The organism is Deltaproteobacteria bacterium (genome assembly GCA_023382265.1).
In the GTDB taxonomy this organism is placed as follows: Bacteria; JAMCPX01; JAMCPX01; order JAMCPX01; family JAMCPX01; genus JAMCPX01.
In genome coordinates, this window is sequence record JAMCPX010000061.1 from 1 (window position 1) to 26,848 (window position 26,848).

At 39.9% G+C, this 26,848-nt stretch carries 24 protein-coding genes; 23 read left to right on the forward strand and 1 reads right to left on the reverse strand.

Going from position 1 to position 26,848, the window contains the following annotated elements; all coding sequences use genetic code 11:
- Positions 1-155 precede the first annotated feature (155 nt).
- The 16 genes from M1381_11000 to M1381_11075 all read left to right on the forward strand — a co-directional run bounded on the left by M1381_11000 (position 156) and on the right by M1381_11075 (position 16,985).
- Positions 156-2,651, forward strand: a complete 2,496-nt coding sequence (locus M1381_11000; GenBank protein MCL4479602.1) for a PQQ-binding-like beta-propeller repeat protein — start codon at positions 156-158, stop codon at positions 2,649-2,651.
- Positions 2,652-2,748: 97 nt separating this feature from the next.
- Complete coding sequence (locus M1381_11005) at positions 2,749-2,970, forward strand: hypothetical protein (GenBank protein MCL4479603.1); 222 nt, start codon at positions 2,749-2,751, stop codon at positions 2,968-2,970.
- Positions 2,971-2,991: 21 nt separating this feature from the next.
- Positions 2,992-4,326 (forward strand): leucyl aminopeptidase, encoded by a 1,335-nt coding sequence (locus M1381_11010; GenBank protein ID MCL4479604.1) that lies wholly within the window; start codon positions 2,992-2,994, stop codon positions 4,324-4,326.
- Between the two features lie 123 nt (positions 4,327-4,449).
- Complete coding sequence (gene cobO, locus M1381_11015) at positions 4,450-4,977, forward strand: cob(I)yrinic acid a,c-diamide adenosyltransferase (GenBank protein ID MCL4479605.1); 528 nt, start codon at positions 4,450-4,452, stop codon at positions 4,975-4,977.
- The gene (locus tag M1381_11020; protein ID MCL4479606.1) at positions 4,967-6,592 is read left to right on the forward strand and encodes a methylmalonyl-CoA mutase family protein; all 1,626 of its coding nucleotides are present in this window, start codon (positions 4,967-4,969) and stop codon (positions 6,590-6,592) included. Before cobO ends, M1381_11020 begins: the two co-directional genes overlap by 11 nt.
- Positions 6,593-6,712: 120 nt before the next feature.
- Entirely contained in the window at positions 6,713-9,223 is a 2,511-nt protein-coding gene (locus M1381_11025; GenBank protein MCL4479607.1) for an RHS domain-containing protein, read from the forward strand.
- A 279-nt stretch (positions 9,224-9,502) separates the two neighbouring features.
- A complete protein-coding gene (locus M1381_11030; protein MCL4479608.1) occupies positions 9,503-10,240 on the forward strand; it encodes an RHS domain-containing protein in 738 nt (245 codons plus the stop codon).
- A gap of 14 nt (positions 10,241-10,254) precedes the next feature.
- Complete coding sequence (locus tag M1381_11035; GenBank protein ID MCL4479609.1) at positions 10,255-10,755, forward strand: hypothetical protein; 501 nt, start codon at positions 10,255-10,257, stop codon at positions 10,753-10,755.
- 17 nt (positions 10,756-10,772) lie between these two features.
- Positions 10,773-11,138: a hypothetical protein gene (locus M1381_11040; protein ID MCL4479610.1), complete on the forward strand. Its 366-nt coding sequence runs from the start codon at positions 10,773-10,775 to the stop codon at positions 11,136-11,138.
- Between the two features lie 24 nt (positions 11,139-11,162).
- On the forward strand, positions 11,163-11,363 hold the full coding sequence (locus M1381_11045; GenBank protein MCL4479611.1) for a hypothetical protein: 201 nt from the start codon (positions 11,163-11,165) through the stop codon (positions 11,361-11,363).
- A gap of 969 nt (positions 11,364-12,332) precedes the next feature.
- Positions 12,333-12,863, forward strand: coding sequence for an OmpA family protein (locus M1381_11050; protein MCL4479612.1), 531 nt, complete (start codon positions 12,333-12,335; stop codon positions 12,861-12,863).
- A gap of 68 nt (positions 12,864-12,931) precedes the next feature.
- Positions 12,932-13,657: a protein TolQ gene (tolQ, locus tag M1381_11055; GenBank protein ID MCL4479613.1), complete on the forward strand. Its 726-nt coding sequence runs from the start codon at positions 12,932-12,934 to the stop codon at positions 13,655-13,657.
- Positions 13,647-14,051 (forward strand): protein TolR, encoded by a 405-nt coding sequence (tolR, locus tag M1381_11060; protein ID MCL4479614.1) that lies wholly within the window; start codon positions 13,647-13,649, stop codon positions 14,049-14,051. The genes tolQ and tolR overlap by 11 nt, the downstream gene beginning before the upstream one ends.
- Positions 14,051-14,800 (forward strand): TonB family protein, encoded by a 750-nt coding sequence (locus tag M1381_11065; GenBank protein ID MCL4479615.1) that lies wholly within the window; start codon positions 14,051-14,053, stop codon positions 14,798-14,800. The genes tolR and M1381_11065 overlap by 1 nt, the downstream gene beginning before the upstream one ends.
- Positions 14,797-16,116, forward strand: coding sequence for a Tol-Pal system beta propeller repeat protein TolB (gene tolB, locus M1381_11070; protein ID MCL4479616.1), 1,320 nt, complete (start codon positions 14,797-14,799; stop codon positions 16,114-16,116). Before M1381_11065 ends, tolB begins: the two co-directional genes overlap by 4 nt.
- A 56-nt stretch (positions 16,117-16,172) precedes the next feature.
- Positions 16,173-16,985 (forward strand): tetratricopeptide repeat protein, encoded by an 813-nt coding sequence (locus tag M1381_11075; GenBank protein MCL4479617.1) that lies wholly within the window; start codon positions 16,173-16,175, stop codon positions 16,983-16,985.
- A gap of 137 nt (positions 16,986-17,122) precedes the next feature.
- On the opposite strand, the gene M1381_11080 is transcribed toward M1381_11075, so the two are convergent.
- Positions 17,123-18,943 (reverse strand): acyl-CoA dehydrogenase family protein, encoded by a 1,821-nt coding sequence (locus tag M1381_11080; GenBank protein ID MCL4479618.1) that lies wholly within the window; start codon positions 18,941-18,943, stop codon positions 17,123-17,125.
- Between the two features lie 307 nt (positions 18,944-19,250).
- Between M1381_11080 and M1381_11085 the strand changes: the two genes are divergently transcribed.
- The 7 genes from M1381_11085 to mraY are packed head-to-tail and all read left to right on the forward strand — an operon-like array spanning position 19,251 to position 26,845.
- Complete coding sequence (locus M1381_11085) at positions 19,251-19,694, forward strand: division/cell wall cluster transcriptional repressor MraZ (GenBank protein MCL4479619.1); 444 nt, start codon at positions 19,251-19,253, stop codon at positions 19,692-19,694.
- 39 nt (positions 19,695-19,733) lie between these two features.
- Positions 19,734-20,576, forward strand: coding sequence for a 16S rRNA (cytosine(1402)-N(4))-methyltransferase RsmH (gene rsmH / locus M1381_11090; GenBank protein ID MCL4479620.1), 843 nt, complete (start codon positions 19,734-19,736; stop codon positions 20,574-20,576).
- 9 nt (positions 20,577-20,585) lie between these two features.
- Positions 20,586-20,912 carry a cell division protein FtsL gene (locus M1381_11095; protein MCL4479621.1) on the forward strand — a complete coding sequence of 109 codons (327 nt, stop codon included), beginning with the start codon at positions 20,586-20,588 and terminating at the stop codon, positions 20,910-20,912.
- A 1-nt stretch (position 20,913) separates the two neighbouring features.
- Positions 20,914-22,884 (forward strand): transpeptidase family protein, encoded by a 1,971-nt coding sequence (locus M1381_11100; protein ID MCL4479622.1) that lies wholly within the window; start codon positions 20,914-20,916, stop codon positions 22,882-22,884.
- Positions 22,874-24,379, forward strand: a complete 1,506-nt coding sequence (locus tag M1381_11105) for a UDP-N-acetylmuramoyl-L-alanyl-D-glutamate--2,6-diaminopimelate ligase (GenBank protein ID MCL4479623.1) — start codon at positions 22,874-22,876, stop codon at positions 24,377-24,379. The genes M1381_11100 and M1381_11105 overlap by 11 nt, the downstream gene beginning before the upstream one ends.
- Positions 24,376-25,776 (forward strand): UDP-N-acetylmuramoyl-tripeptide--D-alanyl-D-alanine ligase, encoded by a 1,401-nt coding sequence (locus M1381_11110; GenBank protein MCL4479624.1) that lies wholly within the window; start codon positions 24,376-24,378, stop codon positions 25,774-25,776. Before M1381_11105 ends, M1381_11110 begins: the two co-directional genes overlap by 4 nt.
- The gene (mraY, locus tag M1381_11115) at positions 25,769-26,845 is read left to right on the forward strand and encodes a phospho-N-acetylmuramoyl-pentapeptide-transferase (protein MCL4479625.1); all 1,077 of its coding nucleotides are present in this window, start codon (positions 25,769-25,771) and stop codon (positions 26,843-26,845) included. Before M1381_11110 ends, mraY begins: the two co-directional genes overlap by 8 nt.
- Positions 26,846-26,848: the final 3 nt, after the last annotated feature.

The window sequence follows — 26,848 nt, forward strand, 5'->3', positions numbered from 1 at the left end:
TCCTTCTTTTTGAAGATTTTTATGGCATTTATAAAAAATTTATTATACCATTTTTCAAGAAAACTGGTTTGAGCTGAATTATGATCCGTAAAACTTGCTCATACAGTTTTCGAATAGTACATATTGCTATAGGTTAAAATAAAAGGAGAAGATTTATGATTAAAAAATTTAAGCTTTTACCGGTAATAATGATAAGCTTTGCATTTTTTATAATAGGATGCGGCAGACCTAAAGGTACCAGCTCACCCGTAATAAGCAGCTTTAAGGTATCACCAAACCCTGTAACGCCCGGCGGCATAATGACAGCAGTTGTAGTTGCCTCTGATCCGGACGGCGATGTACTCCATTATTCATGGACAGCTTCACAGGGATGGACGGTAACAGGCTATGGGGTTACGGCAACAATAGCAGCACCATCTACATACGGGACAGGCGGATATGTTACAGTAACAGCGGATGATGGAAGTGGTGATAGGGTAAGCGGCTCACTTCCAATAATCACAGAAGGGAATAATAGTACACATAGCATACCGGTGATAAATAGTATCACGGCATCACCAAACCCGGTAAATAAAGGTGGTGTTATGGCAATCTCGGTATCGGTAACAGATCTTTACAGCAATACTTTAGCCTATACCTGGACGGCTCCTGCCGGATGGACAATAAGCTCGGGACAGGGCACAGCACAAATAAGTGTAAAAGCCCCAAACAGTTACGGTAACAACGGGATAGTTTATGTAACGATGAATGATGGAAACGGCGGTATCGTAACCGGTTCAATTGGAATAAGCACACAGGTGAATACACCACCAGCTATAAGCAGTATTAGTGCATCACCAAACCCTGTAACGCCTGGTGAGCCAATAACGGTAGTTGTAAGTGCATCCGATCCGGACGGCGATACGCCAAGTTACTCATGGACAACAACAACCGGGTGGGCCATAACAGGATACGGTACTACAGCCACAGTGGTATCGCCGTTCTCATACAGTACAGGCGGGTATGTTACAGTAACAGTGGATGATAATTACGGAGGTGTTGTAACTGGTACAATAGCAATAAGCACGGAAAGGAATGGCATACCGGCCATAAACAGCATTACAGCATCACCCAATCCGGTTGGAATCGGTCAAACAGTAACAGTAATTGTAAATGCATCCGATCCGGACGGCGATACGCTCAGTTACTCATGGACAACAACAACCGGATGGTCATTAACCGGGAGTGGTCCTACAGTTACAATAATAGCACCGTTCTCACACAGTACAGGCGGGTATGTTACAGTAACAGTGGATGATGGAGCTGGGGGTACGGTAACCGGCTCAGTTGCTTTGAGCACAACACCCGAATGGCCGCCTTTTATAACGAGCATATCTATCTCCCCTCAACCCGTTATTACTTATGCGAACCTTTTATGCGATGCATCCGATCCGGACGGTGATTTTCTTAGCTACGTATGGAGCATAGGTGGTGTCAATGTAACAACTGGAAGCCAGGCTACGTGGGCTTCTCCCGGCATCCCTGGAAATTACAATGCAAATGTAACCGTAAGCGATGGATTTAATAACTCGGTAACCGGCACCAGTACCGTTATAGTAGGCAGCAGCAGTCCATGGCCCAGATTCCATAGAGATATTCAATCGACCGGCTCAAGTCCTTATAACACAAGCTCTACAACAGGCGCTCTAAAATGGAGCTACACTACGGGTGACTATATATACTCATCGCCTGCAATAGGAGGCGATGGCACTATTTATATTGGCTCTGATGACGGCAAGTTATACTCTATCAATCCGAATGGAGGACTCAATTGGAGCTACCCGACCGGAGGGGCAATATGGTATTCATCACCCGCAATAGGGAATAATGGTACTATTTACATCGGTTCAAGCGACGGCCAGCTGTATGCGATCAGTTCAAGCGGCTCGCTCGATTGGAGTTACCCAACCGGTGGACCCATCTGGTACTCCTCGCCTGCGATAGGTGCGGATGGTACTATATATATAGGTTCCGGAGACAGTAATCTATATGCTATAAATAATGGCGGAGGGCTCAACTGGACATACACCACAGGCAGCGAGATATATTCATCACCCGCAATAGGAGTGAATGGCACTATCTATGTCGGCTCCGGGGATGGTAATCTATATGCGATCAATCCTGACGGAACACGTAGATGGAACTACTCTACAGGCAGCAGTATATATTCATCACCCGCAATAGGGGTAGATGGCACTATTTATGTTCAATCAAGCAGCGGCAGTCTATACGCGATCAACCCGAATGGAGGACTCGACTGGAGCTACACCACGGGAAGTGCTATAGATTATTCATCACCCGCAATAGGTGCAAACGGCACTATCTATGTCGGGTCCGGTGTTAGCCTGTATGCGATCTATTCGACCGGCTCACTTGACTGGACATATCCTACACTTGGGAATATAAACTCTTCGCCAGCGGTAGGATCTGATGGCACGATCTATGTCGGATCGAGTGACGGTAACCTGTATGCTATTAATCAAAATGGGACACTCAAATGGTTCTATGCCGATAGGCTTTCTGCATTAGGAATGGACTCATCGCCTGCGATAGGTGCGGATGGTACCATTTATGCCGGCTCAGTTGATTTTAATCTCTATGCGATACATTAAAAAGTATATGTGGAAAAATAAACCATTGGATAACATAATAGTTTTTTACGTTAACAATTATTTAGTGCATAAGCGAATGCTGTGACGTGTGTATGATATGAAACAAATTAGAGATTTAATAAATAAGCAAGTAGAGGTTTTGGCAAATGGGATTGTGTATAGAGGTGTTTTAAAAGATATCTCAGAGCAATCGGTAAGTTTGGTTACTCAATCTGGATGGATGGATATCCAGATGAATTCTATAAACAGGATAAGTGAGCCAGGTATGTTGTATGATGTAACAAAAAGGTATGTGGATCCATCGTTTTATAAAGAATAATTTTAAAGGAGATGCTGATAAGTGAAGATACTTTCCGGAACGGGTGATTATAAAAAGTTTAAAACAGAGCTTAAGATCTATGCTTATGTAAAAGATAGAAAAGAAGATGTTTTAAAGTTACTTGATAAAGACGTTGCCAGGTTGATGAATAAACCATTAAAAAATATCCTGAATGGTGTAAGATTTATTGATAAGGAGGGTATATGGTATGCTTTTTTACAGCTCCCTGAAACAAAAAAAATCAATACAGAATCATTTAGAAGGTTGGGAGGTGATATAACTAAAGAGATAAAACATACCCGTGCAGATGATATTGCAATTATAATACCCGGAATAGAGAATTTGCCGGCAGATGCTGCGGTGCAGGCTGTCGTAGAAGGTATTGTGCTTGGTGAATATACTTATGAAGAGCTTAAAACGGTAAAAGAGGATGATAAGCTCAAGAAAGATTACACGATTCATTTATACTCTGCCGGTAAAAAAGAAATTCAGCAAAAAAACATAGATCGCACCTTTAAAATAGCATCTGCAACAAATGAGGCAAGGAAGCTTGCAGACACGCCGAGCAACATGATGACCCCAAAACTGTTTACAGACATTGTAGTTCAAAAGGCAAAAAAAGAAGGATTAAAGATAACGGTACTTGATGAAAAGATCTTAACTAAAAAGGGTTGGAATGCTTTAGTTGGTGTGTCTAAAGGCAGTTATGAGCCTCCAAGGGTTGTGATCGTTGAGTACAACGGAAGAAGAGTGGGAGGACATAGATACGTAGTTGTTGGTAAAGGTGTTACGTTTGACAGCGGAGGTATATCAATTAAACCAAGTTCTGGTATGGAAGAGATGAAGTTTGATATGGCCGGGGCAGCAGCAGCCGTTATGATCCCTATACTTTCCAAAAGGCTTGGTTTACCAGTTAACGTGATTGCAATAGCGCCATTGGCGGAGAATATGCCCGGTGGAAAGGCTCAAAAACCAGGGGATGTCGTTAAAACGCTTTCCGGGAAAACGGTTGAGATCATATCAACGGACGCAGAAGGCAGGATGATCCTTGCGGATGCACTATACTATGCGGTTGACCAGTATAAACCAAAATACCTCATAGACCTTGCAACGCTTACAGGTGCATGTGTTGTAGCACTCGGCAGTGAGGCAAGCGGTATTATGGGGAATGACGATGAGCTTGTAAAAAAGCTTATCGAAGCAGGAGAAAAAAGTGGTGATAGGTTATGGGAACTGCCGCTGTGGGATGTTTATAGGGATCTTTTAAAAAGTGATGTAGCTGATATAAAGAACTCTGGGTCCCGCTGGGGGGGGGGCAATACAGGGCGGTATCTTCTTAAAAGAATTTATAAATGATACAAGATGGGCTCACGTAGATATTGCCGGCACAGCCTATCTTGACAGCTCAAAGCCGTATTTTACAAAGGGGGCAACTGGTGCCGGTGTAAGGCTTCTTATTTCCTTCATTGAGGGACTGAAATGAAGGGGCAGGGTTTTATTCAGGTTTATACAGGGAATGGAAAAGGCAAGACAACGGCATCACTTGGTCTTGCTTTGAGGGCAGCAGGCCATAAATATAAAGTTATTATGATTCAATTTATGAAAGGCAAGATAGACTATGGAGAGCTGAACGCACAGGAGATGCTTAAGCCATATCTTACCATCATCCAGGCAGGCGGACCCGATTTCGTTAATAAAAATAATCCTTCAAAAGAAGAGATTAGAATGGCTCATGATGGACTTAAAAAGGCAAAAGAGGTACTGTCAAGTGGTGAGTACGATGTTGTAATACTTGACGAACTTAATGTTGCAATAGATTTTAAACTTGTGACAATAGAGGAATCTCTCGAACTGATTAATTTAAAACCCGATAATGTAGAACTGATCATAACGGGCAGGTATGCACCGCAGGCAATTATTGATAAGGCGGATCTCGTAACCGAAATGAAAGAGATAAAGCATTATTATAACGAAGGAGTGCGGGCAAGGGACGGCATTGAAAAGTAAAACAGACAGAACAGAATTTACAGGCACAAGACTTAAAAGGTATTCAACCATATCGGATAAAGAGCTTGATCCGGTATACACGCCGGAAGATTTGGAAGGATTCTATTATGATCAAAGACTCGGTTATCCAGGGGAGTATCCGTATACACGCGGCATATATAAAAACATGTACAGGGGAAGGCTCTGGACAATGCGTCAGTTTTCAGGTTTTGGAACGGCAGAAGAAACAAACCTCAGGTATAAATATCTTCTCGAGCATGGGCAGACAGGACTGTCAGTAGCATTCCACATGCCGACAATAATGGGGTATGATTCGGATAATCCAAGATCAGAAGGAGAGGTTGGAAGATGCGGTGTTGCAATAGATACCCTGAAGGATATGGAGATACTTTTTGACGGTATTCCGCTTGATAAGATAACAACATCAATGACGATCAATGCGCCAGCAATAGTCCTTTTGGCCATGTACATAGCAGTTGCGGAAAAGCAGGGTATTGATCCTAAGGTTATTAGCGGTACTATACAGAATGACATACTCAAGGAATACATAGCCCAGAAATCCTGGATTTTTCCTCCTGAACCATCTTTGAGGATCATTACGGATATATTCGAATACTGTTCAGAACATGTTCCAAAATGGAACACAATCAGCATAAGCGGGTACCATATAAGAGAAGCGGGCTCAACCGCCATTCAGGAACTCGCTTTTACAATTATGGATGGCATAACTTATGTTCAGAAAGGCATTGAAAAGGGGCTTGATATTGATGAATTTGCCGTAAGGCTTTCTTTCTTTTTTGATGCGCATAATGATTTCTTTGAAGAAATCGCAAAGTTTCGGGCAGCAAGAAGGATGTGGGCAAAGATCATGAAGGAGCGGTTTGGTGCAAAAAAAACTGAATCTTTAAGATTAAGGTTCCATACGCAAACAGCAGGATGCAGTCTTGTTGCACAACAACCAATGAATAATATTGTACGCGTTACCATACAGGCACTTGCTGCTGTACTCGGGGGCACACAATCTTTGCATACAAACTCAATGGATGAAACACTGGCACTTCCGACAGAACAGGCAGCAACGGTTGCACTAAGGACTCAACAGATCATTGCAGAGGAAAGCGGAACTGCGAATGTTATAGACCCTTTAGGAGGGTCGTATTTTATAGAAAGTCTTACGGATCAAATGGAAGCGGATGCGTATAAATACATAGATAAGATTGATAAAATGGGCGGCATGATAGAGGCAATAAAGCAGGGTTATCCTCAGAGAGAGATTGCTGATGCAGCGTACAAGTATCAACATCAGCTTGAGAATCAAGAAAAGATTGTCGTAGGCGTTAATAAATACAGAATGGAAGATAAAAATGCAATCCCCACGCTCGTCATTTCACCCGGAGTTGAAAAAAGACAGATAAAAAGGACTATACAGATAAAAAAGGAAAGAAATAATAAAAAAGTCGGACTTATACTTAAACGGATTGAGGAAGCTGCAAAAGAAAATAAAAATCTTATGCCGCATGTGCTTGAAGCGGTGAAGGTTTATGCATCCGTTGGTGAGATCATGGATACGATGAGAAAGGTGTTTGGAGAGTATAGAGATCCAGGCATATTTTGATCATGCTTTAACAATTTTTTTGGAAAAGTCTCGAAGACATCAGGGTAAACAGGGTTGAAAGATCATCTTTGTGGGAACAGCATCACCCGGTAAGCAGGGAATGGGCGTTTAAACGAAAAAATGTCTCAAAATTCCCACCTGTTAATAGCTGCAAAATTCCTAAATCGGGATTTAAACCCGAACGACCAATACAACAGGCTTGCACAGGTTATAAATGGCATTACAGCTATAACGACTTATGGGTATGACGGTAACGGGAATATGGTGATCCAGACCGATCCTGATGGCAATACAACTAATTACCAGTACAATGCCTTAAACAAGCTCAGTCAGGTCATACAGTATATCTCATCAACCAATGCGCAGACCGCGTATATATATAACCTGCAAGGCGATCTTATAACAGCGACAGACGCAAATGGGAACAATGCAGACTATACCTATGACGATATGAACAGGCTTGTAAAGGTAAACTCACCTGATACTGGGATTACAAGGTACTGGTATGATCCGAACGGCAATCTTATAGGCAAGGTGGATGCAGATAATCGGACGCTCAATTATACCTATGATGCCCTTAACCGTCTCACCTCAGTTATCGACATGTCTAATCCTTCCAGTCCTCTGATAACCTATTATTACGACGGCCAGAATCCTATCAATACATCTATAACCAATGGTATCGGCAGGCTTACAGGGATGCAGGACAGTTCGGGCAATACAGCCTACAGCTATGATGCACGGGGCAATGTTATTCAGGAAACACAGAGCATACTTGGACATCAATATGTTACAAGCTATGCGTATGATAATGACGGCAACCTCGCATCCATAACCTTACCGTCCGGCAGGGTTGTAAATTATACGTATGCAGCAGACCCAAACAAGCCCTCAAGCGTTTCTGCAATGGTAAACGGTGTCAATACAACCATAGCGAGCAATATCACGTACCAGCCGTTCGGAGACCTTGCAGGACTTACGTATGGCAACGGTTTGCCGCTTACCATTACCACAGACGCAACCGGCGAGATAACGAACATACAGGTAGGCAGTATTATTAACCGGGCGTACAATAACGACAATGCAGGGAATGTCCTTACGATCACAACCATTCCCACGACATACACCTACAGCTACGACACGCTCAGCAGACTTACGGATTCAACCGGGGATTACGGCTTATTAACCTACAGCTACGATCAAGCAGGGAATAGATTAACTGCAACGACACCGAGTAATACAATAAACTATTCATACTATCCAGGCACAAATAAGCTCTGGAACTACAACAATCCTGCTGGCTCAACATTCTTATATGATGCAGCGGGGTATATCACAAATGAAACAGTATCGGGTAAGCAGTTTCAATATGACAGTCTCGGCAGGCTTACGCAGGTATCGAATGCCACTGGTGCAGTCATCGGACAATATACCTATGACGGCATGAACCGAAGGCTCACCAAGACCACGGGCGGAGTCACCACAGTATTCATCTACGACATCTACAACAACCTCATAGGTGAGTACGATGCATCAACAGGAAACACTACAAAAGAATATATCTACCTCGGCAGTAAGCCGCTTGCCATGATAACAGAATCAACTTCATCCTCCACAACTTCATCGTCTTCCAGAGGATGCGGGATTATAGATACAGTACGCAGCACTATCAATACCGGTTGCAGCACTACAGGGATTTCATTGAGGAACACCGGTACCATGACGGGCATGGGAGCGATTGACGGGTTCATTTATCTTTTCCCGCTCATCGGGATTGCAATAATCCGTCTGAGCAGAAACGCCAAGAGACGCAAGCTCGATATAATCGGTTTACTGACCATCGGAGGTATGGTATTACTCATAGTTATGATAAGCAGACAGACCCATGCACAGGTAACTGGTGAGACTATTTACTACTATCACCTCGATCATCTCGGCACACCGATAGAGATGACCGACCAGAATCAGAATGTAGTCTGGCAGGCTTCTTATGATCCATTCGGACAGATAACTATCTCAACAGCAACAGTAACCAACAACCTCCGCTTCCCCGGTATGTATGCCGACAGTGAGACAGGTTTGTACTACAACATGAACCGATATTATTACCCTGCAATTGGAAGATACATCGAGCCGGATCCGATATTGCAGCCAATGGTAAATGCACAATTAAACACGAGTTCAATGTTTAATGAGCTTTTATCATTTCTTGCTGCTAATCCCCAGCAAATGCATGAGTATGTATATGTATTAAATGATCCGCTTTTTTTTGTAGATTCCTTAGGCTTAGGGTATTGGGTTATTGGTGGAACCATAGATAATATTGATGTAAATTGGAGTTCCAATAATCCTACTCAAACAAATTTTGGTCTTACAACTCCTCAATTCGGTGGCGGAATTGTTTACTGTTATACCCCAGCACCTCCTCAGCCGCCTCCGCCAAATAAATGTGAAAATAATCCACCACCAGTACCTCCATTAGAACAACCTATATCATGGTCATATGGATTAGGTAAATATTTAGGAGTAAGTGTTTCAAATAATCCGCGCACTATTTGTTTCGGTTTCAGCCCTGGAGTATCATTGTTTCCTGTAAGTCCAGAAATACCTTTGGGATCTATTAAATGGTAAAAAACGTAGTGATTACTCTGGTATTCTTACTATCAATTTTTTCTTTCTTCGGATTAGGTCTTTTTATATTGATAGGTGCGTTGAAACGTTTAAATGTATTTATGGAACCACCAGACGTATATTATTATAAGTTGTTGCGAAACCCGTTAGGTAAAAAAATTTATAATTATTATTGGATTGTCGTAGGTATTATATTTATGGCGGCTTCAGTGTACTTGTTTTTATGTATATATATTTTTCACTGCTTTGGCTAATGGAGAAAATAGGAATAAATAGGTCATGGTAAGCAGACAAACCCATGCACAGGTTTCCGGTGAGCAGGTTTATTACTACCACCTCGACCATCTCGGCACACCGATAGAGATGACCGACCAGAACCAGAATGTAGTCTGGCAGGCAAGCTACGATCCATTCGGGCAGGCAACTATCTCAACAGCAACAGTAACCAACAACCTCCGATTCCCTGGCATGTACGCCGATTCTGAAACCGGTCTCTATTACAACATGAACCGATACTACTACCCGTCGATAGGAAGATACATAGAGCCGGATCCGATATTGCAGCCAATGGTAAATGCACAATTAAACACGAGTTCAATGTTTAATGAGCTTTTATCAATGTTTGCTATCAATCCACAAAAACTGAATGACTACCTATATGCATTGGACAACTCATTAACTAACTTCGATCCTTTCGGCTGGCAGAACACAACGACAGTTGTACCTCCCCCGGTTCCCCAACCGCCTCAGCCACCAGAAATAAAAAATCCGAATGAGTGTAACCAGAAAAAATGTACACCTACATTCCATGGAAATGTATTCTCTATGTGTATGGAAAATTATAAAACTATTGTAGAGGGTACAGCAGCCGCAACTGGTGTCGGAACAGTAATTGGGGCAATAATTGCAAACGTACCAGGAGCTGAAGCGGGGGCATATATAGGAGGAGGAAGCTATGCGGCAGGGTTCACTTATATGTGTTATAAGGAAGCAACTTTCTGTGATAAAAATCAATAAAAAGGATTAATACTATGAATGAAGAGCTAAAAAGAAAAATAAGAATTGTTGTTATCATTTATATTTTTTTTGGTATGGCTATTGCTGGATCTTTACAAAGTTTTAATAAATCTTTTAAGATTACTAATCCGGTGAAATTTGAGACGGCTAATGTCATGCCTTTCTATATAGATTTGATTTTATCAGTTGGAGCGGTTATAGCTGCAGTAATACAAAGGATGCGAGTTAAGGGTAAATACATACCCTTATTCTTATTATCTAGTGCAGTAGCTGTATTTCCTTGGTATATTATAAAATCAGGTATTTATAATAAATTTGGTTTTATCAGTATAGTTATTGTAAATGATATAGAATTTCTAAGTACTATTGTTGTTCCGTATTTCCTTTATAAGGCATTTGTTAATGAAGAAAATATGATTGTTGATAAACATGGCAGACAATATACACTCTGGGATTTTTTTACAAGAAATCGATCTAAAAGAAAGAAGCAATCTACTCCATCCTCTACGACATAAGGACCCTCATAAACGCAATGCTGAGCATAGCAAGCGAGCAAAACGTAGATCTACAGGTATTTCTTGGTCTTCTCATCCAATCGGATGAGATAAAGACAGATGTTACCGACATAATCAACAGAGTCAATCAGAGAGGTGTGAGCGCCGTTCTTGATAAGAAAGATATAAAGCTGTTCAAGAGATTGTTCGAGGACATGGAAGGGGTCTTTGATCACATGAAGGGCCTGAATCCTTCAGACCCGATCTTTGATATGACGTGGCGGGCTACATCACGGCAGAGACAGAATCCGGCACACTCCTCAACTACGACAGTCTCGGCAGGCTTACGCAGGTATCGAATGCAAGCGGGGCAGTCATCGGGCAATATACCTATGACGGCATGAACCGAAGGCTCATCAAGACCGCTGGTGGAGTTACCACAGTATTCATCTACGACATCTACAACAACCTCATCGGCGAGTATGACTCAAGCACAGGAAATTCTACAATGGAATATGTTTACCTCGAAGGAGCCAAATGAATATAAAAAGCGAGCTATAGAAAAGATAAAATTATTAAATAAATCCCTTGAGGGTCATACTATTAATGAAAATAATTCGTCACCATGATAATAGCGGTATGATTTTACGAATTATTTCAAAATGGTCATACAAAATAAAAAGGGTTGATAGTTTTTTACCAGTATTGTTTTTTATAATCTTAATATTTTTAGGAATACTGGCTACTGTAATTGCAATAAATATTTCAAAGTGATTACTGACAGTCTCGGCAGGCTTACGCAGGTATCGAAATGTGCAACCTTGAGTTCGAGGGCATGGGGTTTGAGGAAATCATAGACCCATCTGGTAAATATCGTCGCTTCCATGGACCGGGAATACCGGCAATCCATTGACGGAGAGCCGTGCGTTAAGCTGCTACCTCTCCCTGGCTTATTTTTGTGCCATCTTCGAGTTTCATGCAGTACCAAATATTCTTCTTGTGAATGTCCAATCCGATGTAGTATACTTTTTCCATAACATTAGCTTTCTTGTGTGGTTAACTTTGGGCGAGTGTTCCTCGACTCAACTACTATTTATAGCATGTTACCACCGGGAGGCTTTGCTTCCTTACTTATGCATTCAAACAGATACCCATTTTCTTTGGTCTTCCGCATTTCCCTGCCTTTAATTTCTCTCTGCCGGGTGCCTCTTCTATGCTGTGTATAAAATTGTCATCCCCACACGTTCGCCCTGTCAATGAATTCTTCTTTATTTCCTTTATTGCTTAAACATTGCCGTCTTGACCTAAAAACGTAAGCCAGATCATGGATACGATGAGAAAGGTGTTTGGAGAGTATAGAGATCCAGGCATATTCTGATCATGCTTTAACAATTTTTAGTGTTATACATTAGCACAAAAAATGCATTTGAAAAAAGCGGGAAATGCCGTGAAATGAGTAAAACAATGCGTCAAATAAAGTCTGCCTCAAATATCACCCCATGCTGCATTATGGTGTTAAATTACGGAGATAATTGATAAACAAGTTATTGACTTTATTATAATAAGTATTAATCTTTATTAAAAAAAGGAGGATAAAAATGAAAAAGGTAACATTTATATTTAGCTTACTCACTATTTTTAGTATGGTAATATCGGGTTGTGCAAAGAAAGAGGTTGTAAAACCAGAAGCAAAGCCGCAGGCAAAGGCAGAAGTTAGTACTCCAGCTCAACCATCTGCTCCAGCATCTACAATGACGGCTCAGCAAACCAAGCAGATGACCTTGGACGAGGTTCAGAAAGAGCTTAAAATGATCCATTTCGATTTTAACAAGTACAATATCAGGCCTGACGCAAAGACCATTCTTGAGAATAATGCAAAAATCCTTAGAGAAAATCCAAATGTAAAGGTACAGATTGCCGGTTATTGTGATGACAGGGGCTCTGTGGAGTATAACCTTGCACTTGGTGAGAAAAGAGCACAGTCAGCAAAAGATTATCTCGTTACTCTTGGTATTGCATCTTCAGACTTATCAACGATAAGCTATGGTAAATCAGATCCCATCGATCCGTCTAACAACGAGAAAGCATGGGCGATGAACAGAAGAGACGAGTTTCATATTGCAAAGTAATAGGTAAATATCTTTTAGTGTATCCCCGGTAGTTTACCGGGGATATTTTTAACTGGTGTATATTATTTATGATAACGGATATTTTAAATTACAGTATAATAGGCCAAAACCAGAGTTCAATTATGTCGATGGTCTTCAATGCAGGGCCGGTGGCAAAGTTTGTTTTGATAGTCTTGTTTATTATGTCTATTGTGAGCTGGGCAATCATAATATTCAAATATGTTTCCTATAACAGGATATCAAAATCTGCCGATCTTTTTATGGAGGTATTTTTAAAAGGCAAAACATTAAATGAGGTTTACGAAGAAACAAGGCACCTGCCAGCCTCATACCTGAAATCCATATTTGATATAGGCTACAAAACGGGTATGAGAAAAAAAACATCATCTTCTGACGAAGAAGAAAGCGAAAACATACATTTAAGCCTTGATATAATAGAACGTGCAATGAGGAAGGTTATACTTGTTGAAGTGAACAGATTGGAGAATTTACTTTCGTTTCTTGCATCAACCGGAAGCTCTGCCCCATTTATCGGGCTATTTGGGACAGTATGGGGCATTATGGCTGCATTCAGGAGCATTGGGATAACAGAATCAGCAAGTCTTGCAGTGGTAGCACCCGGTATCTCTGAAGCGCTTATAACAACCGCGGCTGGACTTTTTACGGCAATCCCTGCTGTTCTTGCGTACAACTATCTTGAAAGAAGAATCAAAGTGTTTATGGATGATATGGATGCCTTTATAATTGAGATGTCAAACGTATTTGAGAGGCATATCAATAAACATGGCGTTTAATAATAACAAAAGAACTTTTTCAGATATAAATGTTACCCCGCTTGTTGATGTAATGCTTGTGCTGCTTATAATATTTATGGTTACAGCTCCCATGCTGCAGCAGGGTATAAAGGTTAATCTTCCGCAGGCAAAAGCTAACAACATAAAAGCAAATGAAGAAAAAATAATGATCACGATAACAAGAGATGAAAAGATCTATATAAACAAGAATCCTTATAAACTCAATGAACTCGGAAAAACTCTGAAAGCCATCAATGCATACAACAGAGAAAAGCAGGTATTTCTAAAGGCCGATAAAGATGTGCCTTATGGTTTTGTTGTCAGGGTTATGTCCGCGATCAAGGATGCGGGGATTAAGGAACTTGGCATGGTAACAGAACCTCTGCATGGATAATGAAAAGTGCTAATAATTATGAAAGTTTTTTTTACAAGGCAGTTGCCGTATCAATATCGGCACATCTGATATTCCTTTTTGTGATTTCTTATGGAGAATTACTTCCATCTAAAGAGATAAATTATCAACCTTTCTATGCTGTAAAACTCGTATCTGTGGAAGAAAGCAGGAATACTTCTGCACAAGAAAATGTACCTGCTGTACAACAAAATAATGTTGTTCACTCAAAGAGAATTAGCGCAAAAGAGATGATTTTACCTATTGAGAAAAAATATGCCCCACGCCAAAAAGATCTTCTCTCGGCTATTAATAAAATAAACAGTGAGCTGCAAAGAGAAAAGCTTTTAAATGTTCTCAAAGGTTATAATGGCAATAAAAAAGAGGAGCAGAAAAGCAGTAAATTTCCATCATTATCATCAAACAGTGCAGAGGGTTCCGGTGTGCCTTCCGGCTCTGCCGCAGAACAATATTATTCGCTTGTATGGGAGAAGATACAAAATGCATGGATTCTGCCCAGCGGTATGGCTGCCATAAGTTACGGGCTTGAAACAATCGTATCAATAACTATAAACAAGGACGGTAAAGTATCCAATATTAAAATAGAAAAAAGTTCGGGTAATTCCTATTTTGATCAAACGGCAATTCGTGCTATAAACAAGGTGAATCCTTTACCACAACTTCCACCAAGCTGGTTGCAGAATAGTATAAATATAGGGATAAAATTCAGTTGCAAAGAAGGTTGTCAATGAAAAGATATTTAGTACACACATTGGTAATAATATTTTTAATGATATCGTCATCCGGTGCTTATGCAAAGGTTTATATAGATATTAACGCCCCGACAATAAAAAGATTACCCATTGCTGTTACAATGCCTATAGCAAAGCCTGGTTCTAATCTTGAAGACGTTAAGCTCCTTCATAATACGATATCAAATGCCCTTGAGACATCAGGATATTTTGCAGTTCTGCCGCGATCCATATTTATAGAAAAAAACGGAGGATTACTGCCGGGCCAGTTTAATTTTGCCGATTGGACAGACATAGGGGCAGAGGGACTTGTAAAAATGAGTTATTCTGTAAGAGGCAATAAGGGTATTGTAAAGGCTTTTGTGTATGATGTCGTTCAGGCAAAGTCTTTGCTTTCAAAGGAATACACAGGGAATGTATCAAATGTAAAGTATATAGGTAACAGCATAGCAAACGATATTGTGTATGCTTTTACGGGGCATGAGGGCCTTGCAGGTTCAAAGATTGCTTTTGTTTCAAAAAAGACGGGAAAAGATGAGATATACGCAATGGATCTTGATGGCAGCAACATGGTAAGGCTTACATATAATAATACAATAAACCTTTCACCCGTGTGGAGCCCGAATGGTAATAAATTATTATTCATTTCATATATGCGGAAAACCCCTGCCTTATATATGCTGGATCTGAACAGCGGCCATATAAAAACGATATCAAATAAAAAAGGATTGAATATAAGTCCTGCTTTTGCTCCGGATGATAATGAAATAGCGTTGACATTAAGTTTTCAGGGTTCTCCGGAGATATACCTTAGGAGTCTCGCAGGGAATGAATTGAAAAGACTTACCAATACATCAGGCATTAATGTTTCGCCGAGTTTCTCTCCCGATGGCAAACACATTGCCTTTGTTTCCGATAGAGCGGGCAGTCCCCAGATCTATGTCATGAATGCGGACGGCTCGGATATACAACGGTTAACTTTTCATGGGACGTACAATACGTCCTGCAATTGGTCACCCGCCGGCGATCGTATAGCATTCTCGGGTTTATCGAAAGATGGGACTTATGACATCTATACTATGAAACCGGACGGATCCAATCTTGTAAGATTAACCGAGGATCAAGGGGATAATACCGGCCCGAGATGGTCGCCCGGCGGTTATTATATAATATTTACATCAACAAGGGACGGGCATCAGCAGCTGTATGTTATGAATGCTAACGGGAGTAATCAGTATAGAATTATCTCAGCCCCTTATGATATGAGTTCACCCGCATGGTCTAATAAGATAAATTATAAAATTACTATTAAATAAGGATTAGATGAAGTATTTTAATTCATTGATATGATCAAATTACAGGAGTGATATATATGAAAAAAACATTTACAACGTTTTTAATTATAGTTTTAATTACAAGCTTATCAGGGTGTATCAGGACGAGCGAGGATATAAGGCTTGATAAAGAATTTAGGGAACTAAAGACAAATGTTGATTTGAATAATCAAAAGCTTAATACGAAGATTGATACCCAGATAGCAAGTGTAAGACAGAATCAGGTTGATATGCTTTCAAAACTTGATTCCACAAAAAATGATATCCAGGATCTGAGGAATAGAATGGACATATTAGAACATAGATTTAATAAGCTCAGCAGAGAATTTAATGTTTTTGCTGCGACAGGGCTTTCGAATACCGATACAGAGCAAAGGCTATCCGCACTTGAAACATCAATGACAGCGGTGGAGGCGTGGATGAGTCTTTCAACCGTTTCTTCCCGCGCGTTAACCCACCATACAGAAAGCACTATAAAGCCAAGGGTACTGACACTGGATAACGCCGTAAGGTTGTTTAAAGCCAAAAAGTTTGAACAGGCAAAGCCTGTATTTGAAAAATATTCAAAGAAAGGTAATACTCTTGAGAAAGAGAGATCTTTCTTTTATCTTGGTGAGATAGCTTATAATACAAAAGATTATAAAACTGCGATTGCGAATTACGGGATTATTGTAGAGAAATATCCAAAGAGTTCCCTTATAACGGATACATACTATATGATAGGCAAAAGTTTTGTAAAGATTGGCTCTAAAGATAAAGCAAAATTATTTTTTGAGGAACTCATATCAAAGTATCCCAATGATAGATTAAGTAAAGAGGCGCGGAAGGAATTAAAGAAACTCAAGAATTGATATTTGTTTATTCAATTTTGACAAGCAAGACATTCTTTACGAACCAGCGTACGACAAGAACAGCCGGTATGTCCAAAATGGCAGTGAGTGCTTCACCCACTGCCCGATAGATCTTATCGGAAAGATATAAAATTTTCTTATAATACGTACCCTTCATTTTCAATAGCATGTTGTGCAATTTTGTCTTTGATGGCTGATAGATTAAGTGGATATACGTACGCAAGCCTTGACATTGCCTTGTTGTATTTACCGAATTCTTCGGCATTATCTTCTGCTGTGTCACCAAGTACGTACCTTGCAAGAAGTGTAACTTTGTTTAAACCCTCATAAACAAATGCCTTTGTCATGAGCATGGGTATGTTTACCTTTGATTCACCCCGTATCCTTGAAAGTTTCAATGTCCTTGCTATTGCTGAATCCATAGCGTATATTTCCATTATCATATTGGCGATATTCTCAAAAAGGTACTCGCCCCTTCCAAAATTAAACATTTTGTCTGTTAATTGTGACATATATTTTTGAACAGCAACACCTGTTGCATAGATAGCAATTTTTTTGGCAATATCTGTTGCAAGCTTTTCAACCCCAATAAGTCCGTTTTCAGCTTGTTTATTGACTTTGTCGGCCTTTATCTCGGCAAGGATCTCGTTTAGTCTACCCATAAAATCCAGTTCACCTTTCATGGATCTCTTAAGTATGGTTGCAGGAATAAGAAGTCTGTTTATTTCATTTGTGCCTTCAAATATTCTGTTTATTCTTGCATCTCTGTATGCCCTTGCAACCGGGTATTCCTCAATAAAACCGTATCCTCCATATGATTGCACGGCTTCATCAACTACAAATCCCAGTACTTCTGATCCGTAAACCTTCATTATGGATGCTTCTATATCATAGTCCTCAAATATTCTTGCAGCCTTCTTGCTGAAATCGGATGCTTTATGATCGAGTGCTGTGATACTGCTATCGATCATCCCCGATGTCCTGTAAGCCATGCTTTCAGTCGCATAAGTTTTGATCATTATGTCTGCAAATTTTCTTCTTATCATACCAAAGTTAGATATCGGCTGATCAAACTGTTTTCTTTGATTTGCATACTGTGTTACGAATTTCATAATCTCTTTACATCCGCCTATAGAAGCTGCCCCGAGTTTAATTCTCCCGATATCAAGTACACCCAATGCAGACTGATGACCCTTGCCGATCTCTCCGAGCACATTTTCTACAGGCACCTTAACGTCATTAAGTATGACCGATCTTGTGGAAGAACCTCTTATTCCCATCTTGTTTTCTTCTTTTCCGGTTGATAAGCCTTCAGAATTTTTTTCAACTATAAAGGCTGTAAACTTATCGCCATCGACTTTTGCATATATGATAAAAAGATCCGCAAAACCTGAGTTTGTTATAAACTGTTTTTCTCCGTTGAGTATGTAGTATTTGCCATCCTTACTTAATACCGCCTTTGTTTTTGCGCCTAACGCATCGGAGCCGTAGCCTGTTTCTGTAAGCCCATAAGCAGCTATCATCTCGGAGGTGGCGAGTTTTGGCAGATACTTCTTTTTCTGTTCGTCATTGCCAAAATAAACTATTGGAAGTGTCCCTATCCCGTTGTGTGCAAGTATTGTTGCAGCAAATGCACCTGATTTTGCTATTTTCTCGGATACGCGTAGTGATGTAGAGAGATCCCTGCCAAGACCGCCGAATTCTTCGGGGATTTCTATCATCAAAAGACCAATCTCGCCCGCTTTTTTCATAAGTTTAACATTGATGTCTATCTTTTTGTCATGCTCTTCCATCTGATCTACTAAAGGCATTACGTCCTTTTCCATAAAGTCATTTGCAGTATCCACAAAACTCAATTGTTCTTCTGTAAATTCTTCCGGTGTGAAGACGTCCCTTGATGCTGCAGGCTCTAATAAAAATCCGCCGCCTACAGGCTTTGTAATGTTTTCGTTTCTCATACTTTCCTCCATTGAGTGAATATTCATTCATTATATACCATATACAAAAAATCAAAAGCAAGTAAATATTAAATCTTATCAGCACACTGTACTTTAATACTTGAGAATATTTCATTTTATAAGTTGGATTACGTGAAACCCGAAAGAGAGGGTAAGTAATATTGACGATTTTCAGTTAGTCTTTGATTTCAGATAAAAACTAAGCAAATTCCATAAAATAATAGCTTGACAACACATTTTAATATACTATAGTGGTATTAAGTGGTATAAAGTGGTATAAAAATGATACAAAATTGTAAGGTGACAAATGGAATTTATAGGAAGGCATAAACATAGGATTGATAAAAAAGGCAGGGTAAGTGTTCCATCCGCATTCAGAAAAATACTGTCCGAGGAATATGATAATCATGTCATTATAAGTAATGGGCTAAACTATCTTGAGATTTACCCTTACGCTGTCTTTAAAAAAAGAATTGATAGATTAAACACGCTGCCGTCGACACTCGACATTGTAGAAGATTATAAACGCTTTCAGCTCGGTGATGCAACTGACTATCTTATAGATGAACTTGGAAGATTACTTATCCCTTCATACCTGCGCGAAGAAGCAGGCCTAAAGGAAGAGGTAATAATCATCGGTATGGCCGATGCATTTGAGATATGGGATGCAGATACTTATGGTAAAGAACATCAAAGGCTTAAAGATAATTTCCATAACATAAAGAAAGGCATATCTGAGCACGGTGTATAAATGCATGTACCCGTATTAGTAGATAAAGTTATAAAAAATATGTCACCTCATAATAAAGGCGTTTATCTTGATGCAACCGTGGGGCATGGAGGGCATGCAAAGGCTATACTGGAGGCATCTTCGCCAGACGGTTTTGTTGTTTGTGTTGATATTGATCCATCCGCACTTGAGGCGGCAAAGACAAACCTTAAGGACTTTGAGCAAAGGATCAAGCTTGTAAATGCCAATTACAAAGATATCAAAACCATTATTAAGCAAAGCGAGTTTGAGAAATTTGACGGGATACTTTTAGACCTTGGTTTTAATGTCTCTCAGATTTTTGATGAATCAAGAGGGTTCAGTTTTATAAAGGACGGACCTCTTGATATGCGGTTTGATAGGTCGTCAGACTTAACAGCATACGATGTGGTAAACAGATTTACGCAGGAGAAGCTTGCAAAGATCATAAAAGAATATGGAGAAGAAAAATATTTTTATAAGATTGCAAAGGCCATAGTTATAGCACGTCAAAAAAGGCCCATACAAAACACACTAACACTTTCAGCGATAATTTCTAATGTAGTAAAAAGATATACACGCATACATCCTGCTACAAGGACGTTTCAGGCGATCAGGATCTTTGTAAACAATGAATTGGAAAATCTTAAATCGTTTGTTGATTCTGTAAAAGATATTGTAAACATTGAAGGAACAATTGTTATAATATCATTTCATTCTCTTGAAGATAGAATTGTAAAAAATGTATTTAAACAGCTATTAACCATAACCGGGCCTTCGTTTACATTGCTGACTCCGAAACCTTTAACAGCGGATGAATCTGAACTTGATTTAAATCGTATGGCGAGAAGTGCAAAACTAAGGGCGGTTAAGAGAGTAGCTTAAGGAGGTATAATGAATGTAAAGGCTTATGTAGATACACATTCTACAGATTATCAATCGGGTTATACCCTGAGTTTATCACCGGTAAAATTACTGACAGCAGTTGCAGTTGTTCTTATATTTGTATTATTCTTGATATGGAGCAGGATAGACTTTATAGCAGAAGGCTACAAGATATCATCACTAAATCAAGAGATACAAAAGCTGGAACAGGAAACGGATCAATATAATCTGGAGATGGCGACACTCAAGAGCAGAAGCAGAATTGAATCTATAGCAAAAAACAAATTACACCTGGTTTATGCTGCACCTGATCAAGTAATACTGCTAAATAGATAGAATGGACTACAGGCAAAGTATTCATAATACTCATTATCCTGTAAGGATATTTATAATCTATTTTCTAATCATCTCCGGTTTTTCTATAGTTCTGTCCAAGGCTTTTTTTCTACAGGTTATTAAAGGCAGGAAATATGCTGAGATTGCAAGACACCAATATTCTAGAGAAGTAAAACTGATCCCCGCAAGAGGGGTCATTATGGACAGGGACGGCCGCATTCTTACGCAGAGTGTTCTTGTTGATTCTTTCTATATGGATCCTGCACAGGTTCGGGCAAAGTGGAGAACCGCAGCAATTCTTGAGCATGTCCTTGGAGTCAGTAAGGAAGCTGTTTATAAAAAGATGGATGAAGATAGACAGTTTGTATGGATAAAAAGACTTGTGGATCCTGAGGTTGGTAAAAAACTAATGCAGTATAAACTGGATGGCATTTACATGCTGAGAGAGTACAGAAGATTTTATCCGAACAAGAACCTCGCGAGCAGTGTCCTCGGATTCGTTGATATAGATTCAAACGGTTTGGCCGGAATGGAACTGTCATTGAACAACTATCTTAATGGTAAACCATATAAAGCGATTATAGATGTAGATGGACACAACAGTCCTATGTACACGAATGAATCATTTAAGAGTAGAGCAACGTCCGGTGATGATGTTGTTAGTACCATTGACATAAATATTCAGTTCATGCTTGAGCAGGCATTAAGTAATGCTGTGTCTAAATATGAGGCTCAAAAAGGTATAGGAATTATAATGTCGCCATACACGGGTGAAGTTCTTGCAATGGCAAATATACCGGATTTTAATCCTAACATATATATGAATTACCCGATTTCCGCATTTAAAAACATCTCTGTTGAAGACAGCTATGAGCCCGGCTCTATTTTTAAACCGTTTACAATATCATCAGCCATAGATAGTGGCATTATTTCCCCCACGCAAGACATATTTTGCGATGATGGAGATTATAGGGTTTATAATATTACAATCCAGGATGCGGGAAGGTCGTTTGGTTTGTTAAGTGTAGCAGACATAATAAAATATAGCAGTAACATCGGTGCAGCAAAGATAGGTGAGAAGGTGGGCCCGCGTATTCTGTACACATACCTCAGGAGATTTGGCTTTGGCAAGCAAACAGGTATAGAACTACCGGGCGAATCTTCGGGTATCCTTAATCCTATTAATAAATGGTCCGGAGTATCGGTGGATACAATACCATTCGGTCAGGGGGTATCGGCAACACCTATCCAGCTCGCGGTTGCTATGTGCGCAATAGCAAATGGAGGTATACTGATAAAACCGACTATTGTTAAGGAGATAATGAAGCCGGACGGGAAAGCCGTTACACTGCCTCCGGTTATCAGGGAAAGGGTAATATCGGAAAGTACTGCACACGATATGACCAACATGCTTGTGCGGGTTGTAAATGACGGCGGTACGGGTTTGAATGCTCAGATCAACGGGTATACGGTTGCAGGCAAAACAGGTACGGCACAAATCCCTGTTCCAAAAATAGGCGGTTACTACAAGAACAGATTCATAACATCATTTATGGGGTTTATCCCTGCAAAACATCCAAGAATCGTTATGCTGATAATGCTCATTGATCCAAAGAAGGATCAATACGGAGGTGATAGTGCCGCCCCAGTATTTAAAGAAGTTGCAGAAAGGGTTCTGCCGTATCTTGGAGTTCCATCAAAATTAAATCTTATGGCAACGCCTTCGAGTAATCCCTCCATACCGGACATAAATCAGATAGGAGAGTACATAAGTACACAAACGGGTTTTGTCCCTGATTTTATAGGTAAGCCAATAAGGGCTGTTTTAAAGCAGGCAAAAGAAGCTGGGATTGATAACATAATAATAAAAGGTACAGGTTATGCTGTTAAACAGAACCCATCTCCCGATGCGCCATACGTAAAAGGTGCTGTTGTAGTTAATTTCTCTATGAGAGGAAAGCATGGAATTTAAAAAGCTATTAAAAGCTATAAACTATACATCAATACACAACGAAATGCCCAAAGACATAACCGGCATCGCGTACGACTCAAGAAAGGTAAAGAGCGGCGATTTATTTGTAGCAATCCAGGGTGAAAAAAAGGATGGGATCAAATACGAGAACGATGCGGTTATTAGAGGGGCTGCATGTGTTGTGGCAAAGGAATATAACAGGGACATACAAGGTATCTGCCAGGTAGTAGTTGAAGATCCAAGGCTTTCATTGTCACTACTCGCAAAGGAGTTCTATAAAAATCCATCATCAAGACTTTGTGTCGTCGGGGTTACGGGTACAAATGGAAAAACTACGATAACATACCTTATAGAGAACATATTTAGAATTGCTTCTAGAAAGCCTGTTATTATAGGAACCGTTAATTATAGATTCATGGATCAGCGGAAGAAAGCCGTAAACACAACGCCGGAGTCACTTGATATCAATCAGATGATGAGTGAATACCTGTCTCAGGGTGCAACAGATCTGATCATGGAGGTATCGTCGCATGCCATATCACAACGCAGGGTGAATGGGATTAATTTTGATATAGCCATTTTTACAAATCTTACCCAGGATCACCTTGATTATCATAAAACAATGGAAAACTACTATGCAGCAAAGGCACAGCTTTTTGAAAAGATATTACCCGTAAGTAACAAGGACAACAAGTTTGCAATTCTTAACAGCGATGATCCATGGGTAAAAAGGATTAATATAAAGAAGGGCATACATGTGCTTAAATTCGGGATATCCTCAATAGCAGATACAAGGCTTATAGAATCCTCCGTGTCTCTTGACGGAATAAAGATGAATCTTTCAACGCCGATAGGCATAATTGAACTTTCCTCCGCACTGGTAGGCTATTATAATATTTATAATATAATGGCGGCTGTGTCGGCAGCCATTGTTGCAAAGGTTGACTACCAACACATAAAGCAGGGGATAGAATCACTTACTGGTGTGCCGGGCAGGGTTGAAAGGGTAAATAATCCAAAAGGGATATACGCATTCGTTGATTATGCTCATACACCCGATGCACTCGAAAAGGTACTCAGGGCGCTTGACGGGCTAAAGAAAAAGAAGCTCATAACAGTGTTTGGGTGTGGCGGTGACAGGGATAAAGGTAAGAGGCCTATTATGGGAGATATAGCAGCAAGATTATCTGATATAACGATCATAACATCCGACAATCCACGTTCTGAAGCATCCTCAAACATAATTTATGATATCGAGCAGGGAATTAAAGGCGTTAAAAAAGCCACAGACATGAAAAATAAATCTACAGGAAAATTTTATACGGTAATAGAGGATAGAAAAGATGCTATAAAAGCAGCGATTGATATAGCCGAGAATGGGGACGTTGTTCTGATTGCAGGTAAGGGACACGAAGATTACCAGATATTCAGTGATAAGACCATTCACTTTAGTGATAGGGAAGAGATCATGAGATGCTTCGGATTATTAGAATGAAAATATTAATGAATGATATGAAGGGATTAAAAAACATAGATATTTTTAATGCCGGCGATAACTGGATCGCAGACGGTGTATCAACGGATACAAGAAAAAAACTTAAAGGAAGACTATTTTTTGCCTTAAAAGGTGAAAGATTTGACGGCCATGATTTTGTAAAAGATGCCTTTAAAGGCGGGGCAGCAGGGATTGTGATCAACAGGTCGAGAAAAGATATAATCAATAAATTTAATACCAATACCATATTTGATGTTGAAGATACATTTTCCTCACTTGAGGAGCTTGCCGGCAGTATACGACACAGGCATGACCCGGTGGTTATCGGCATAACAGGGAGTAACGGTAAGACAACAACAAAAGAGATGGTTGCGGCTCTTTTATCATCAAATAAAAATGTGGGTAAAACGGAAGGCAATTTTAATAATCTTATCGGTTTGCCCATATCAATACTCAATATGGAGAATGACACTAACGTATGGGTTCTGGAACTCGGAACAAGCAGGTTTGGCGAGCTTGCAAGCCTTACCAACATAGCCGATCCGGATATCGGGATACTCACAAATATAGGAAGGAGTCACCTTGAATTCTTTGGAGACATTGATGGTGTGGCAAAGGCAAAAGCAGAGATGTTTGAAAATATGTCGGTATATTCTACTGCTATAGTAAACTCGGATGATCCTTTTATCAAAGATATTGCCCATAGGTTTAGGGGCGATACACTGAGTGCAGGTTTCGCTGAGGACGCAGAACTCAGAATTATCTCCTTTAAATTCGTAAATGAAGGTATGGAATTTGACATTCTGCATAATAATGAACAGCAGCATATGTATACCCCATTAAATGGCAGGCATTATCTGTATGATATTGGGTATGCAATTTTATGTGCAAGGGTTTTGGGCATTGAATGGGATGCCATAAAAGATGCGTGTACGCATTTTTATCCTGTGGCTGGACGCGGGAAGACCATAAATTATAATAACGGCATAACTGTTATAGATGACACGTACAATGCGAACCCCGATTCGGTAAGCATGGGATTATTATCGGCAGTGGAAAAATATGGTCCGGATAGCATTATGGCTGTTATTGGAGATATGCTTGAGCTTGGCGAACATGCTTCAGAACAGCATATAGAGCTCGGGGAATTTATGGCTTTGAAAGGTGTAAGGAAATTTATACTTATTGGTGAGTTTTCCGAATACGTAAAAAAGGGTATAGTATCAACAGCAAATAATGCCGACGTAAGGCAGGCAAGAGATATAGATCAGGTTGTAAACGAACTTGTTACCATGAGTAGGAATTCAGCTGTTATATATATAAAAGGCTCCAGAAAGATGCACATGGAGGATATCCTAACAGAACTTGAAAGGTTAAAAGGGTGGAGTCATGATTGAGTATCTGTTATTCCCATTGGCTAAAAAGTTTATCGTATTTAATGTACTTAAGTATATAACCTTTAGAACCCTCAGCGCTGTAATAACCTCGTTACTTATAACATTGATCTTCGGGAATGCTTTTAAGAGATTTATGTCGGGTATAGGGGGATCACAGGTTATAAGAAGGGATGGACCAAAAAATCATATTAATAAATCAGGGACTCCTACTATGGGCGGGCTTCTCATAATAGGTGCTATAGTTGTATCAACGATACTATGGATGGATATATTGAATATTTATACATGGATACTTCTTTTCACGCTTGTAGGATTCGGGGCAGTTGGTTTTATGGATGATTACCTGAAGCTAACAAGAAAGAATCCAAAAGGCTTCAAAGGCAGTTACAAAATTATCATAGAAACGCTTCTCACGATTCTCATTATATATTTGCTTATTAGATATGATGATATAAAATTTACACTCACATTCCCGTTTTTTAAAAAGGCTATCATCGATCTTGGCTGGCTGTATTTTGTGTTTATAATCTTTGTCGTGATAGGCGCCGCAAATGCCGTTAATCTGACGGATGGACAGGACGGGCTTGCAATTGTGCCTGTTATGACATCTTTTAGCGTGTACGCTGTCTATGCCTATGTACTTGGTAATATAAAATTTTCAGATTATCTTATGTTTACTTCTATACAGGGAACCGGAGAGATATCTGTTCTTGCGGGTGCTGTTATTGGTGCATCGCTTGGATTTTTATGGTTCAATACATATCCGGCGGAAATATTCATGGGCGATGTCGGCGCTCTTGGAATAGGAGGTATGCTTGGGGTTACGGCTATAATATTAAAACAGGAACTGCTGCTTATGATTATAGGAGGTATTTTCGTTCTTGAGGCATTATCCGTGATGACACAGGTAGCCAGTTATAAATTAACAGGCAAAAGGATATTTGCAATGGCGCCCATACATCATCATTTTGAACTTAAAGGCTGGTCAGAACCAAAGATCACGGTTCGTTTCTGGATCATATCTATTTTGCTTGCATTGATTGGACTTTCTACACTCAAACTAAGGTAAAAA

What these genes read in the sequence shown, in the direction of transcription:
- rsmH (MCL4479620.1), top strand. Translation starts at nt 19,734, where the DNA reads ATGTCACCTCATAATAAAGGCGTTTATCTTGATGCAACCGTGGGGCAT.
- M1381_11100 (MCL4479622.1), top strand. Translation starts at nt 20,914, where the DNA reads ATGGACTACAGGCAAAGTATTCATAATACTCATTATCCTGTAAGGATA.
- M1381_11035 (MCL4479609.1), top strand. Translation starts at nt 10,255, where the DNA reads ATGAATGAAGAGCTAAAAAGAAAAATAAGAATTGTTGTTATCATTTAT.
- mraY (MCL4479625.1), top strand. Translation starts at nt 25,769, where the DNA reads ATGATTGAGTATCTGTTATTCCCATTGGCTAAAAAGTTTATCGTATTT.
- M1381_11050 (MCL4479612.1), top strand. Translation starts at nt 12,333, where the DNA reads ATGAAAAAGGTAACATTTATATTTAGCTTACTCACTATTTTTAGTATG.
- M1381_11095 (MCL4479621.1), top strand. Translation starts at nt 20,586, where the DNA reads ATGAATGTAAAGGCTTATGTAGATACACATTCTACAGATTATCAATCG.
- M1381_11030 (MCL4479608.1), top strand. Translation starts at nt 9,503, where the DNA reads ATGGTAAGCAGACAAACCCATGCACAGGTTTCCGGTGAGCAGGTTTAT.
- M1381_11005 (MCL4479603.1), top strand. Translation starts at nt 2,749, where the DNA reads ATGAAACAAATTAGAGATTTAATAAATAAGCAAGTAGAGGTTTTGGCA.
- M1381_11000 (MCL4479602.1), top strand. Translation starts at nt 156, where the DNA reads ATGATTAAAAAATTTAAGCTTTTACCGGTAATAATGATAAGCTTTGCA.
- M1381_11085 (MCL4479619.1), top strand. Translation starts at nt 19,251, where the DNA reads ATGGAATTTATAGGAAGGCATAAACATAGGATTGATAAAAAAGGCAGG.
- M1381_11105 (MCL4479623.1), top strand. Translation starts at nt 22,874, where the DNA reads ATGGAATTTAAAAAGCTATTAAAAGCTATAAACTATACATCAATACAC.
- M1381_11025 (MCL4479607.1), top strand. Translation starts at nt 6,713, where the DNA reads ATGTCTCAAAATTCCCACCTGTTAATAGCTGCAAAATTCCTAAATCGG.
- M1381_11110 (MCL4479624.1), top strand. Translation starts at nt 24,376, where the DNA reads ATGAAAATATTAATGAATGATATGAAGGGATTAAAAAACATAGATATT.
- M1381_11040 (MCL4479610.1), top strand. Translation starts at nt 10,773, where the DNA reads ATGCTGAGCATAGCAAGCGAGCAAAACGTAGATCTACAGGTATTTCTT.
- tolQ (MCL4479613.1), top strand. Translation starts at nt 12,932, where the DNA reads ATGATAACGGATATTTTAAATTACAGTATAATAGGCCAAAACCAGAGT.
- M1381_11075 (MCL4479617.1), top strand. Translation starts at nt 16,173, where the DNA reads ATGAAAAAAACATTTACAACGTTTTTAATTATAGTTTTAATTACAAGC.
- M1381_11080 (MCL4479618.1), bottom strand. Translation starts at nt 18,943, where the DNA reads ATGAGAAACGAAAACATTACAAAGCCTGTAGGCGGCGGATTTTTATTA.
- M1381_11065 (MCL4479615.1), top strand. Translation starts at nt 14,051, where the DNA reads ATGAAAAGTGCTAATAATTATGAAAGTTTTTTTTACAAGGCAGTTGCC.
- cobO (MCL4479605.1), top strand. Translation starts at nt 4,450, where the DNA reads ATGAAGGGGCAGGGTTTTATTCAGGTTTATACAGGGAATGGAAAAGGC.
- tolR (MCL4479614.1), top strand. Translation starts at nt 13,647, where the DNA reads ATGGCGTTTAATAATAACAAAAGAACTTTTTCAGATATAAATGTTACC.
- tolB (MCL4479616.1), top strand. Translation starts at nt 14,797, where the DNA reads ATGAAAAGATATTTAGTACACACATTGGTAATAATATTTTTAATGATA.